Source organism: Xanthomonas sp. CPBF 426, from assembly GCF_903989465.1.
GTDB lineage: Bacteria > Pseudomonadota > Gammaproteobacteria > Xanthomonadales > Xanthomonadaceae > Xanthomonas > Xanthomonas euroxanthea.
In genome coordinates this window covers 1553965-1568080 of record NZ_LR861805.1, presented here as the reverse complement: position 1 = coordinate 1568080, position 14116 = coordinate 1553965, and the positions used below count along the sequence as shown (strand labels likewise).

The window sequence follows — 14116 nt, the reverse complement described above, 5'->3', positions numbered from 1 at the left end:
TCACTTGAGGGAGATGGTGGTGTTGACGCCGTGGCCCAGCGTCTCGTCGTCGAACCAGCGCGCGGTCACGGTCTTGGTCTGGGTGTAGAACATCACCACCTGCTTGCCGTACGGGCCCAGGTCGCCGAGCTTGGAGGCACGCGAGCCGGTGAAGGAAAACAGCGGCACCGGCACCGGAATCGGCACGTTGATGCCGACCTGGCCCACATCGATGTCCTCCTGGAAACGCCGCGCCGCCGCGCCGGACTGGGTGAACAACGCGGTGCCATTGCCGTTGGGATTGGCATTGACCAGGGCGATGGCGTCATCCAGCGTGGCGGCCTCCAGGATCACCAGCACCGGGCCGAAGATTTCCTCGTCGTAGATGCGCATGCCGGGTCTGACCCCGGAAAAGATCGTCGGGCCGACGAAGTTGCCTTGCTCGAACCCCGGCACGCTGGGCGCGCGACCATCCAGTTCCAGCGTGGCGCCCTGCTCCACGCCGGAGGCGATCAGGCCTTCCACGCGCGCGCGCGCCGCGCAGGAGATCAGCGGCCCGACCTCCGTGCCCGGCGCATTGCCCGCGCCCAGCTTCAGGCCCTTGGCCTTGGCCACCAGCGCCGGAATCCACTGCCGCGCCTCGCCTACCAGCACCAGCGTGGAGGCCGCCATGCAGCGCTGGCCGGCCGCACCGAAGGCCGCGCCGACCATCGCGTTGAGCGTCTGTTCCTGGTTGGCGTCCGGCAGCACCACGGCATGATTCTTCGCACCCATCATGCATTGCACGCGCTTGCCTGCCAGCGCGGCGCGTTGATAGACGTGCGTGCCCACCTTGGTGGAGCCCACGAACGACAGCGCCTTGATATCCGGGTGGTCGCACAGCGCGTTGACCACGTCTTCGCCGCCGTGCACGACATTGAGCACGCCCTTGGGAATACCCGCCTCCAGCGCCAGTTCCACCAGCCGCATCGTCACCATCGGGTCCTGCTCGGATGGCTTGAGCACGAAGGTGTTGCCGGTGGCAATGGCCATCGGAAACATCCACAACGGAATCATCGCCGGGAAGTTGAACGGGGTGATGCCCGCACACACGCCCAGCGGCTGCAGCAGGCTATAGGTGTCCACGCCGTTGGCGACGTTGTTGGCCAGCTCGCCCAGCTGCAGGTTGCCGATCGCCGCGGCGTGTTCGACCACCTCCAGCCCACGGAACACATCGCCCTCGGCATCGGCCAGGGTCTTGCCCTGCTCGGCACTCAGCAACGCGGCCAGCTCGGGCAGGTGCTCGCGGATCAACTGCTGGTACTTGAGGAAGATGCGCGCACGCGTGCCGATCGGGGTCTTGCGCCAGCTCACGAAGGCCTGGCTGGCCGCAGCCACCGCCGCGTCCACTTCGCCGGTGGTGGCGAACGGCACCTGCGCCAGCACGGATTGATCGGCCGGGTTGACCACCTCCTGCCACTGGGTGCTGGCGGAGGTGACGAACTGGCCGTCGATCAACAGGGACACGCGCGGGACGGAATCACTCATTGCAGGTTCGCTCGCAGAAGATCAATGCAGATACTTCGCATTGTTCGCAGCGCAAGCTGGCTTTCCCAGCCCGAGACTGCTTAATCGCGCTAAGCTGCCGCCACTCTTTTGCGAATCTTGCGAATGCCCCAGTCGCAGCTCCCGCTCCGTCACCAGCTCGGCCTGCGCCTGCAACGGCTGCGCCAGCGCCACGGCCTGACCCAGGCCGAGCTGGCGCGCCGGCTCGGCCTGTCGCCGAGCTACCTCAACCAGATCGAGCGCAACCAGCGCCCCTTGACCCTGGCGATCCAGCAACGGCTCAAGGCCACCCTGGGCGATCTCGACGGCCTGCTCGACCTGGACGACCCGGCCGCGCTGGTCGAGCCGCTGGACGAATCGCTGCGCAGCCTGGGCCACAGCCTGTCGGCCGCCGAGCTGCGTGTGCTCACCGGCAATCTGCCGCAGGTGGCCCAGGCCCTGCTGGACCTGCACCGCGCCCACCAGCACCTGCTCGAGCGCAACGCCGCGCTGGAAATACAGATCGGCGCCGACCACGCCGCGCTGCCCTCGCTGTCGCCGGGCGAGCAGGTGCGCGACTACTTCAATCGCGCGCACAACTATCTGCCGGAACTGGATGAGCGCGCCGAGGCGCTATATGCCGAACTCGGCCTGACCTCGGACAACCTGCCGCTGCGGCTGCGCCAACGCCTGGCCGACCGCCACGGCCTGCTGGTGCAGGACGCGCCCGATCTGCACAGCGACAAGCGCAGCGTGGATACGCAGGCGCGCGTGCTGTGGCTGCCGGCGCATCTGCGCCCCGGCCAGCAGGCCTTCCAGATGGCCGCGCAACTGGCCTTGCTGGAATGCGCACCGCTGCTGGACGCACGCATCGCCGATGCCGGCTTCGCCGATGCCGAGCGCATTGCACTCTCGCGCATTGGCTTGTCGAACTATTTCGCTGGCGCCCTGGTGATGCCGTACGGCGAATTCCTGCGCAGCGCCCAGCGCTCGCGCTACGACATCGAATGGCTGGCCGACCGCTTCGGCGTCGGCTTCGAGGCGGTCTGCCACCGGCTCAGCACCTTGCAGCGGCGCGGCGCGGCCGGGCTGCCGATCTTCTTCATGCGGGTCGATCGTGCCGGCAATGTGTCCAAGCGCCATTCGGCCACCGACTTCCATTTCTCGCATGTCGGCGGCGCCTGCCCGCTGTGGATCGTCTACGAGGCCTTCAACCAGCCCGACCGCATCCTCACCCAGATCGCGCGCATGCCCGATGGCCGGCGCTATTTCTGGCTGGCGCGCCAGGTCAGCAGCGGCGCGCCGGGCTATGGCCGCCCGCGCAAGACCTTTGCGCTGGCGATGGGGTGCGACCTGCGCCATGCCGATCAGCTGGTGTATGCGCGCGGCTGGGACCTGGATGCGGTGGACGATGCGGTACCGATCGGCCCCGGCTGCCTGACCTGCGAACGCAACGACTGCGTGCAACGCGCATTTCCGGCATTGCCGCGGTTGTCTGCCAGCGCACGCTGACCCGGGACCAGGGTCCGTCGCATCGATCAGGTACGTCATTGCCTGGCGCCTGCAACTCAGGCCGCAACGGTGACGAACCAGACGCTACCGCTGCAGTGCAGCATTCCAACGCGAGATAGCTCACGCAAAATGCTTCATTGGAATGGAATGACTTGCGCTTCTACCCTGAAGCGGACACATGCAGGACAGGGGGACGCCAGGGCGATCGACGATCGTCACAGCGTCACGCAAACGACCAATCGGCTCCACACCGCAGTACCGCAGCAACCGCCATGCCCGCGCCGGACGCACCCGCGCGCAGCCGCGCCAGAGCGCCGCACCAGCGGCCACTATTTCATTCGGTAACTTTGTCCTGGGAGGGATCAAACGATGCCCGTTCACCACACCGGCCACCCGGCCAGCCGGCGCCTGCGCCGCACACCCGTGCGCGACGTCCTCTGCACCACCATCGCCTGCGTGCTGGCCACCGCCTTCAGTGCGCACGCGCAGGACAGCGCGCCTGCCGCAGCGCCGGCCACCGATGCCACCACCGCGGCTGCGCCGCCGGTCACGCTCGACAACGTCACCGTGATTGGCCAGCGCGCCAGCCTGAATCAGGCGGTGCAGGCCAAGCAGATGTCCGATCACGTCATGGAAGTGATCTCCGCAGACAACATGGGGCAGATGCCCAACGTCACCGTGGCCGAAGCGCTGGTGCGCCTGCCCGGCGTCAACGGCACCCGCGACCGCGGCAACGAGAGCCTGGCCACCGTGCGCGGCCTTGGCCCGCGCATGACCATGGGGACCGTCAACGGACGCGAGATCGCCTCCTCCGAGCCCAATCGCGCGGTGCGCTGGGAAGTGTTTCCCACCGAGATCGTCTCCACCGTCAAGGTCTACAAGACCCAGTCGGCGGACCTGGTCGCCGGCGGTCTCGCGGCAACGGTGGACATCTCCACCATCAGCCCGCTGGATTACACCGGCCCGGGCTTTGTCGGCACCGCCGGCCCGGTGTTCTATGACCACGCCAAGGACGTGGATGGCTACACCCCGTGGGGCAGCCGCTTCGGCGCCAGCTGGGTGCACCAGATCAACGACAACCTGGCCGTTGCGCTGGGCGCCACCTACCAGAAGCAGAAGAATTCCAACTCCTCGATCGGCAGCTGGGGCTATACCGATGCCACCACCTCACGCGATGTGGATGGCGACGGGACCGTGGACCCGACTCCGTTCGGCGCGGCCGACCAGCTGAAGCTGACCGACCAGACCCGCACCGGTGCGATGGGCACCGTGCAATGGCGCTCGGGCAACTTCGAATTGAAGTTCGACGGCCTGTACTCGCGTATCGAGATCGACGAAGACCAGTTGCAGAACTGGTTCAACGGCCTGGCCTACAGCACCTTCTCGACCGGCGCCAATCCGTACACCACGCCGGGCTCGTCCTACACCATCGTCGATGGCGATGTGGTGGCCGGCACGCTGGCCAACTCGAACCTGCAGGTCGACCATGTGGTCAGCCACTACAACGAGGTCAAGACGCTCACCGCCGGCGGCCTGAACGCCAAGTGGAGCGGCGATGTGTGGACGCTGGGCAGCGACCTGTCGTTCTCGCAGGCCAAGCGCGACAACACCTGGCAGGCGGTGCGCTTCGGCAGCAACCCGGATACCGTCTCGTTCGATTTCCGCCGCAGCGTCACCCCCACTATCCGCACCAGCTCGGATACGCCCGAATGGGGCATCGCCGGCCAGACCGAGCCGCAGGGGCTGCGCGACAAGATCGCCGCGCTGGCGCTCAACGCCAGCCGCTCGATCGATGCCGCTGCATTCACCTCGCTGGAGTTCGGCGCACGTGCCGCGCGCCGCGAGAAGCAGAACCGCCGCTTCATCAGCAACCAGTCCGGCTATGACCAGCCGATCTCGGCCTATCAGGGCCTGATCTACCCGGTCACCATGCCGGACTTGAACGTGCCCACCCTGACCGGCGGCAACATGGATGCCATCGCCGAGATCGGCTTCGGCGGGTTCGACCCGGCCACGCTCAACGAGCAGTTGCTGGACCACTGGAACGTGAAGGAAGACGTGCGCGAAGCCTTCGCCAAGGCGGTCTTCAGCTCGCAGCTGTTCGGCACCGATGTCACCGGCAATATCGGCGTGCGCCTGGTCAACACCAAGACCACCAGCGATGGCTTCGATTCGGTCGGCACCACCGTGCAGGCAAGCAGCGACCGCAAGGAATACACCGACGTGTTGCCCAGTGCCACCGTCAACTTCCTGATCGACGATCAACGCATCCTGCGCTTTGCGGTGGCCAAGGTCATCGCCCGTCCGCCGCTGGACGAGTTGCGCACCGGCCGGCGCCTGGACGACCCCAACGTCACCATCGGCCAGCTCACCGGCAGCGGCGGCAACCCGCAGCTGGATCCGTTCAAGGCCACCCAGGTCGACCTGTCCTACGAGTGGTACTTCCACAAGGAAGCGCTCGCCGCACTGGCCGTGTACCGCAAGGAAGTGGATTCCAGCATCGGCTACCGTACCGACCGCGAAATCATCAACGGCCTGGACTACCTGGTCAGCGCCCCGTTCAACGGCGGTGGCGGGCATATCAACGGCGTGGAACTCACCTTCCAGACGCCGTTCTACTTCATCCCGCACATGGAGAACTTCGGCGTCTATTCCAACTTCTCGCTGGTCGATTCCAACCTCAAGGAGTTCTCGCCGGAGAACAACCCGCTGCCGCTGAGCGGGCTGGCACGCAAGACCGGCACCTTCGACCTGTGGTACAGCAACGGCAGCTTCGAAGCGCGCGTGGGTTACAAGTACCACAGCCCCTACACCGTGGTGTATGGCTGGAATGCGGCGCGCCTGGCACGGCTGCAGAGCGAAGGCACGGTGGATCTGAGCCTGAACTGGCAGTACAGCAAGCAGCTTGGCTTCCGCTTCCAGGCCGGCAACCTCACCAACGAACCGCTGCGCGCCTATACCGACAACAAGCCCAACCGCCTGGCCAACCAGGACGACGGCGGCTACCAGGTGTTTGGCCGTCGCTACTCGCTGGAAGCGACCTACAAGTTCTAAGCGTCGCTGACTTCCGCTGCACGACTGCTCCACAGCTGCGGGCGGTGCGCAATCGTCTCCGTCAGCAGCGGTGCGATTGCGCACCGACCGCACGACGGCACCGCCGCCTGCGGCAGGCTGTCACCGCTCCGCGCTCTATCTGTCGAGGAATTGCATGCGCTCCACACGTCGCCTCTGGACACCCGCGCTGCTCGCGCTGGCCATATCCACCTTCGCACACGCCGCCCCGGCCCCCGCCACGCTGTATCTGGGCGCAGACCTGTCCTACGTCAACGAGATGGAGGAATGCGGCGTGCAATACCGCGAGAACGGCGTGGTCAAGGACCCATTCGAACTGTTCCATGCGCACGGCGCCAACCTGGTGCGCGTGCGGTTGTGGAACGATGCCCGCTGGACCCGCTACAGCGACCTGTCCGACGTCAAGAAGACCATCGCGCGCGCACGTGCGCAGGGTATGCAGGTGCTGCTGGACCTGCACTATTCCGACGACTGGGCCGATGGCGAAAAACAGCTGATTCCCAAGGCCTGGGCCAGCATCACCGATACCGATGAACTGGCGCGCACGCTGTACGGTTTCACCTATGACACGCTCAGCGCGCTCGACCGTGCTGGCCTGATGCCGGAGCTGGTGCAGGTCGGCAACGAAAGCAATTCCGATCTGATGGACAGCCAGCCATGGGACAAAAAGCGCCCCATCGACTGGCAGCGCAACGCCAAGCTGTTCAACGCCGGCATCAAGGCGGTACGCGACATCGGCGCACGCTCCACGATCAAGCCGCGGGTGATGCTGCATATCGCCCAGCCGGAGAATGTGGAGCCGTGGTTTGCCGCAGCCACCAAGGCCGGCGTCACCGACTACGACCTGATCGGCATCAGCTACTACCGCAAATGGTCGACCCAGTCGATGGCCGAGCTGGGCAAGACCATCAAGCGCCTGCGCGGCCGATACGACACCGATGTGGTGGTGGTGGAAACCGCCTATCCGTGGACGCTGGAGCCCGGCGACACCTCGCACAACCTGCTCGGCGAGGATTCGCTGATTGCCGGCTACCCGGCCACCCCGCAGGGCCAGTTCCGCTACATGGTCGACCTCACCCAACTGGTGATCGACACCGGCGGCGCCGGCGTCGTGTACTGGGAGCCGGCATGGACCAGCAGCAGCTGCAAGACGCGCTGGGGCACCGGCTCGTCGTGGGAAAACGCCAGCTTCTTCGACTTCAAGCACGCCAATGACGTGCTGCCGGCGATCGACTTCATGCGTCACCCGTATACCGGCGTGCCGGCGTCCGGTCAGCCTGCAGCAGCCAAGCCTGCGTCGATCACCCCAGGCAAGCCCACCGACGCCCGCAGGAGGACCCAGCCATGACCGGCATCAATCGCCGCGAACTGCTGCGCGGCATGCTCGCCAGCGGCGTGGGCGCCGCACTTCCGGTCGGTACGGCCGGTGCGTTGCTGCCCGCCATCGCCGCTGCAGCGCCAGCTGCAGCCGACAACGCCACGCCGCTTGCCGCACTCGGCGATGCAGCCCTGGCGCCGCGCGAACGGCTGCTGTTCGACTTCGGTTGGCGCTTCCATCTTGGTCACGCCAGCGACCCGTCGCGCGACTTCGAGTTCGGCACCTTCCAGCGCAGCTTCGCCAAGGCCGGCAAGGACACCGCCACCGCCGCGCAGCTCGCCTTCGACGACAGTGGCTGGGAACTGCTGGATCTGCCGCACGACTGGGCGGTCACCCTGCCCTTCCGGCAGGAACCGATCTCGGCCACCATCACCGAAGAGGACCCGGCCGCTGCGCACGGCTACAAGCCGCTGGGCACCAGCTTTCCGGAAACCAGCGTGGGCTGGTATCGGCGCACGCTGCAGATTCCCGCAAGCGATCTGGGCAAGCGCATCAGCCTGGTGTTCGACGGTGTGTTCCGCGACTGCATCGTGTTCTGCAACGGCCACATCGTCGGGCGCAATGCCAGCGGCTATTGCGGTTTCGAGGTCGATCTCAGCGAAGTGCTCGACTACGGCAAGCCCAACCTCATCGCCGTGCGCGTGGATGCCACGCTGGGCGAAGGCTGGTTCTACGAAGGCGCCGGCATCTACCGCCATCTGTGGCTGCACAAGACCGACCCGCTGCATCTGCCGCAGGACGGCGTGTTCGTGCGCAGCACCGTGCACGGCGACAACGCCACCGCGCAGCTGTCCACCGAAGTGCGCAACGATGGCGGCGGCGCGCGCCAATGCACGGTGCAGGTGCGCGTGACCGCGCCGGATGGCCGCGTCGTTGCACAGGCAGCCAGCGCCACGGTCACCGTTGCACCCGGCCAGGTACAGCGCGTCGAGCAGACCCTGCCGCTTGGCCAGGCTGCGTTGTGGTCGATCGACACCCCGCAGCTCTACCACCTGACCACCAGCGTGCACAGCGATGGCAAGGCGGTCGATGCGGTGGTCACGCCGTTCGGCGTGCGCACGGCTGTCTTCGACGCACAACGCGGCTTCCTGTTGAACGGCGCACCACTCAAGCTGCATGGCACCAACAACCACCAGGATCACGCCGGCGTCGGCACCGCCATCCCGGACAGCCTGCACGAATGGCGCCTGCGCCAGCTCAAGTCGATGGGCTGCAACGCCTACCGCAGCTCGCACAATCCGGCCACGCCCGAACTGCTCGCACTCTGCGATCGGCTCGGCATGTTGGTGATCGAAGAGACCCGCCGCATGTCCACCGACCCCGAAGCGATGGGCGAGTTGGAGACGATGGTGCGGCGCGGGCGCAATCATCCCAGCGTGATCCTGTGGTCGCTCGGCAACGAAGAGCCGCAGCAGGTCACCGAGCGTGGCGCGCGCATCGTCAGCCGCATGCAGCAACGCGTGCGTCAGCTCGATCCCACCCGCCCCACCACCTTCGCCATGGACAAGGGCTTTGGCGATGGCGTCGGCCAGGTCGTGGATGTGGTCGGCTTCAACTACCGCACCAGCCAGATGGACGGCTTCCATGCGCAGTACCCCCACATTCCAATCTATGGCAGCGAAACCGGAAGCACCGTGTCGGTGCGCGGCAACTACCAGCGCGACGACACGCGCGGCTACACCCGCGCCTACGACACCGACCACCCCTGGTGGGCCAGTACCGCCGAAGCCTGGTGGAGCTATGTCGCCCAGCGCCCGTTTATCGCAGGTGGCTTCATCTGGACCGGCTTCGATTACCGCGGCGAACCCACGCCCTACAACCGCTGGCCGAATGTCGCCTCGCAGTTCGGCGTGCTCGACAGCTGCGGCTTCCCCAAGGACAACTACTGGTACTACCGCGCGCAATGGACCGGCGAACCGGTGCTGCATCTGTTCCCGCACTGGAACTGGGACGGCCTGCTGCAGCCCGACGACAAGGGCCGCGTCGCGGTCTGGTGCCACAGCAATCTCGAAGCGGTGGAACTGCTGGTCAACGGCGTCAGCCAGGGCCTGCAGCAGGTCCCTGCGTACGGCCATGTCGAATGGCGCGTGGTCTACGCACCCGGCGTGATCGAGGCCCGGGGCTATCGCGGCGGCAAACTGGTGCGCAGCGAACGCCGCGAGACGGCCGGCACGCCGGCAGCGATCCGCCTGAGCTGCGACCGCAATGCAGTGCGCGCCGATGCCGAAGACGTGGCGGTGGTCAAGGTGGAAATCGTCGATGCACAGGGCCGCGTCGTTCCCACCGCCGATACCCTGGTGCAGTTCGCATTGCGCGGCCCGGCGCGGTTGATCGGCGTGGGCAACGGCGATCCTGCCAGCCACGAGGACGACAAGGCGCCGCAACGCAAGGCCTTCAATGGACTCTGTGCGGCCCTGCTGCAGAGCACGCGCAGCGCCGGCAGCATCGTGCTGCAGGCCACCGCGCCCGGCCTCGCCGCTGCCACCCTGCGCCTGGATGCCGACAAGGCCAGGCTGCGCGCATCGGTGGCCTGACGCTAGCCGGAGCAGCGGCTGCGTTGATCACCAAAAATCACGTCAGCACCAACTGACCGCAGGCCCGGGAGCCATGACCGGCTCCCGGCACTGGCGCCCGCCTGCACAAGCGTCGTGCAGAGTGGCCACACCCGCCCGGCCCATCGCCGCTACGTCACGCGAGTGAGCCATTGACCGGCCAGTTCATGCATCCGGGCGCTGCGCATCCGGCGCACGCGGAAAGTAGCGGCTGAGTTTTTCTTCCCAAGCCTGGAACTGCTCGAGCGTGTAGGCATCCATCGGCCGTGGATCGGCGGCCACCGCTTTTTTCTGCGCGACATATGCGATGCGCTGGGACGCCAACTCGTCCCATGCCTTGCGCAGCATCACCGGGTCGGGATGCGAGACCATCATCGCTTCCAGCAGCGTGGCCTGGGCCACGCGTGCGGCCAGCAGGTCGCTGAGCGCCTCGGTCACGGCCTGCATCCACTCATGTTGTTTCTGTTCCATACCCGACCGGACCGCCTGCGTGATGTGCCCCACACGGTAGCGCCTCCGCTGGCACGGCCATGTGCAGCCATCATCGGCCCGGTGCCGGCGAACACGCCTCCCCGGTGTCGCGGCGCGCGCGGGCCCGCCTCACGCAGGTCTTGCATATCGCGACGAACGCGCAAGCAGGACCCAACGCGACAACGTCACGCTCACTTCCGCCAGCAGCGACGATAAACGCAATCCCTCGGTCTCCAGGCAGCGCCCGACGTCCGCATCACAGGCGCGGCCATTGTCGGAGGCGATGCCGCTCGACATCCCGCGCTCATTGCCCGGACCATGGGGGGCGCTGCGCGCACGCCGTCATTGCCGACCATGATCGAAGATCCGGCGGATAACGGCCTCGGCCATGACATGCAGCAGCGCACCGGTGATGCCCCCGAGAAGAACCTCGGTGCCGCGATAGACACCGACCAGAAGATAGGAGCGTTCCGGGTCTCCAGTCAGAAACACGATGGGGCACGTCCACATGCACACCCGCAGAGGCGGATAAAGACGCGCGACCGCTGCCGCAAGCCCGACGGACATGGCGACTTTGGCGGCGATGTCGATCTCCAATGATGTGGTCAACGTCCCGACCGTCACCGCGATGGCCACGCCAACCAGCGTGCCGAGCAGACGGCTCACTGTTGCGTCGCGTGTTTCACCCAGCCTCTCCTGGGAGACGATGATGCCGGACATTGCCGCCCAAACCGGATGGGGGAGCCCGACAGCCTGCCCGAGCATGAAGGACACGGTCGCCGCCCCCGAGCAGCGCAGCACGAACGCGACATCGCGGGCGTGCTTCTCGGCCCGCGACTGGACGATTTCGGCTCGGTCGTCTGGATCTGCCAGGCCCATCATCCGATCAGAACCTCAGGTTGGTGCGGGCAAGATCGACCACCTCGTCACCACGTCCGTTGATGAGCGCTTTCAGCATGAAGAGGCTGAAGCCTTTGGCCTGCTCGAGCTGGATCTTTGGCGGCATCACGAGTTCCTGCTTGGCAGTCACCACGTCCACCAGCACCGGCCCGGGGTGGGCAAAGGCCGTGCGCAGCGCATCGTCGACATCGTCCGATTGCTCCACCCGTATGCCCTTGACACCCATCGCCGTCGCCATGGCGGCGAAATCGGGATTCTTCAGGTCTGTGCCCGTGTCCAGATACCCGCCGGCCTTCATTTCCATTGCCACAAAGCCCAGCGAGCCGTTATTGATGACGATCACTTTCACCGGCAGCCCGAGCTGAGACAGGGAAATGAAGTCGCCCATCATCATGGAAAATCCGCCGTCGCCTGAGAGCGACACCACCTGCCGCTCCGGCGCGGCCGCCTGTGCTCCGATGGCCTGGAGCAACGCATTGGCCATTGATCCATGGTTGAATGAACCGAGCAGGCGGCGCTTGCCGTTCATGGCCAGATAGCGTGCCGCCCAAACCGTCGGCGTGCCGACGTCCGCGGTGAAGATGGCATCTTGCGCTGCGAGCTCGCTGATACGGCGAACAAGATACTGGGGATGGATCGGCCTTCCTGGCGGCGATGCAACGGCAAGATCGTCCAGTCCCTTGCGCGCCTGCGCGTAGTGCTGGCGCGCCGACTCCAGGAAGGCACGATCCGTGCGCTGGTTCAACAGCGGCAGGAGGGCTGCGAGCGTCTCCCCCACATCGCCGACCAGCCCTTGCGTCAGCGCAACGCGCTTACCGAGGGCGCCGGGGTCACGATCGATCTGAAGCACCTGCGTGCCGTTGGGATAAAAGGCGCGATAGGGAAAGTCCGTGCCCAGCATCAACAGCGTGTCGCTCGACAGCATCGCGTGATAGCCGGAGGAGAAGCCGATCAGCCCCGTCATGCCGACATCGTAGGGATTGTCCCACTCGACATGTTCCTTGCCGCGGAGCGCATGCACGATTGGCGCGTTCAGCTTGGCCGCCAGCGCAACCAGGGCATCGTGACTGCCTGCGCATCCGCTGCCGGCGAGGATGGTGATGGTCCTGGCGGCATTCAATCGCTCCGCCAGCGTCTCGATTTCGCTGACGGCGGGAAGTGTGCGCGCGGGTTTGGGCAGTGCGGCATTCCAGGGGGCGATCGCCGGGGCGGGCAGCAGCGCCACATCGCCGGGGATGACGAGCACGGAGACACCGTGACGGCCGATGGCGGTGTTTAGCGCCCGATGCAGCAGTCCGGGCATCTGCGCGGGGTTGGAGACCAGCTCGATGAAGTCGGCACACTCGCGAAACAGTTCCTGCGGATGGGTTTCCTGGAAATAGCCCGATCCGACCTCCGACGATGGGATGTGCGCGGCGATCGCCAGCACGGGAACATGATTGCGCTTGCAGTCAAACAGGCCGTTGATCAGATGCAGGTTGCCCGGCCCGCAACTGCCGGCACAGACCGCGAGTTGTCCGGTGATCGCCGCTTCCGCGCCAGCGGCAAATGCAGCGGTTTCCTCATGGCGCACATGCATCCAGTCGATCTTGCCGAGCCGGCGCAGGCTGTCATTGAGGCCGTTGAGGCTGTCACCTGTGACGCCCCAGATCCGTCTCACGCCCGCGTCCGCGAGGGTATTGGCGATCAGGTCGGCGATTGTGAGGGACATGGCGGCGTGGTTCCTTGCGTTTCGAAGTGCACGCATCGTAGCTAAGCTTTCAATATATTAAAATCGCGTTTTTGATATCCAAATATGAATAACATCGACCTCCGGCATCTGCGCTACTTCCTCGTTCTCGCGCACGAACTCCACTTCACGCGTGCGGCCCAGAAGATTGGAATCCGGCAACCGCCGCTGAGCATGCAGATCCAACAGCTGGAAGACATCGTCGGTGCGCGGCTTTTTCGTCGCCGGTCACGCGGCGTGGAGCTCACGGCTGCGGGGCGAAGTCTGCAACTGTCGGCAACCGAAATCTTTGCGCGGCTGGACGCTGCCCTGGCCGACGCGCGGCGTCATGGCGAAGGGCAAGCCGGGCAGTTGCGTGTCGGCTTTGCTGGCGCAACCTATTTCAACCCCGCCATTCCTGCAGCGATCCAGGCCTTTCGCACCCGGCATCCCGATGTCGTGCTGTCGCCCGAACAGAGCAATACGCCCGCGCTGCTGGCGGGCTTGCGTGACAACAGACTGGATGTGGCATTCATCCGCCCGCCGGTTGACCAGGATGATCGCGTGACGGTGCGCCCCTTCGTAGACGAGGAGATGGTCATCGCCGTTCCAAGCGGCCATCCGCTCGACGGTGAAACGCCGCTCCCCCTGTCTGCCACAGCGGGCGAAACCTTGATCCTGTTTCCTCGCACCATCGGCACGGGGCTTTACGACACCGTGATGTCCGCCTGCCGCGATGCGGGGTTCACCCCTCGCCTGGGACAGGCGGCGTCCCAGATCGCGTCCATCATTCCCATGGTGGCGGCGGGGTTCGGCGTGTCGGTCATTCCGCAATCGGTCAGCCGCATTCAAAACGAAGGCGTCACCTACCGAAGGATCGCTGGCCAGACGCTACACGCGCCTATCGCACTGGCCACCCGTGCAGACGACCTTTCTCCGCTGGTGTCCGGTTTCGTGGCCGCAGTGCAATTGATCCAGCAGGCCGGAAGCCGGACGACAGCGTGAGGCCAGCCTGGACGC

General features: G+C 65.9%; 9 protein-coding genes. 5 read left to right on the top strand and 4 right to left on the bottom strand.

What is annotated here, in order from left to right; translation table 11 throughout:
* On the bottom strand, positions 1-1506 hold the full coding sequence (locus tag H7A87_RS06665; RefSeq protein ID WP_104585518.1) for a CoA-acylating methylmalonate-semialdehyde dehydrogenase: 1506 nt from the start codon (positions 1504-1506) through the stop codon (positions 1-3).
* 123 nt (positions 1507-1629) lie between these two features.
* Between H7A87_RS06665 and H7A87_RS06660 the strand changes: the two genes are divergently transcribed.
* The 4 genes from H7A87_RS06660 (at position 1630) to galA (ending at position 9999) form a co-directional block, all read left to right on the top strand.
* Positions 1630-3015, top strand: a complete 1386-nt coding sequence (locus H7A87_RS06660; RefSeq protein WP_104650515.1) for a short-chain fatty acyl-CoA regulator family protein — start codon at positions 1630-1632, stop codon at positions 3013-3015.
* A 369-nt stretch (positions 3016-3384) separates the two neighbouring features.
* A complete protein-coding gene (locus H7A87_RS06655; RefSeq protein ID WP_119128959.1) occupies positions 3385-6069 on the top strand; it encodes a TonB-dependent receptor in 2685 nt (894 codons plus the stop codon).
* A 154-nt stretch (positions 6070-6223) separates the two neighbouring features.
* Positions 6224-7435 (top strand): arabinogalactan endo-1,4-beta-galactosidase, encoded by a 1212-nt coding sequence (locus H7A87_RS06650; RefSeq protein ID WP_119128958.1) that lies wholly within the window; start codon positions 6224-6226, stop codon positions 7433-7435.
* Positions 7432-9999: a beta-galactosidase GalA gene (gene galA / locus H7A87_RS06645; protein WP_119128957.1), complete on the top strand. Its 2568-nt coding sequence runs from the start codon at positions 7432-7434 to the stop codon at positions 9997-9999. The genes H7A87_RS06650 and galA overlap by 4 nt, the downstream gene beginning before the upstream one ends.
* Positions 10000-10182: 183 nt before the next feature.
* Here galA and H7A87_RS06640 read toward each other — a convergent pair whose 3' ends face one another.
* The 3 genes from H7A87_RS06640 to poxB form a co-directional block, all read right to left on the bottom strand.
* Entirely contained in the window at positions 10183-10488 is a 306-nt protein-coding gene (locus H7A87_RS06640; RefSeq protein ID WP_180496916.1) for a hypothetical protein, read from the bottom strand.
* A 342-nt stretch (positions 10489-10830) separates the two neighbouring features.
* Positions 10831-11370: an FUSC family protein gene (locus H7A87_RS06635; protein ID WP_119128956.1), complete on the bottom strand. Its 540-nt coding sequence runs from the start codon at positions 11368-11370 to the stop codon at positions 10831-10833.
* A gap of 4 nt (positions 11371-11374) precedes the next feature.
* Entirely contained in the window at positions 11375-13087 is a 1713-nt protein-coding gene (gene poxB / locus H7A87_RS06630) for a ubiquinone-dependent pyruvate dehydrogenase (RefSeq protein ID WP_197942531.1), read from the bottom strand.
* Between the two features lie 96 nt (positions 13088-13183).
* On the opposite strand from poxB, the gene H7A87_RS06625 reads away from it, so the two are divergent.
* Positions 13184-14101, top strand: a complete 918-nt coding sequence (locus H7A87_RS06625; RefSeq protein ID WP_232087943.1) for a LysR family transcriptional regulator — start codon at positions 13184-13186, stop codon at positions 14099-14101.
* Positions 14102-14116 lie beyond the last annotated feature (15 nt).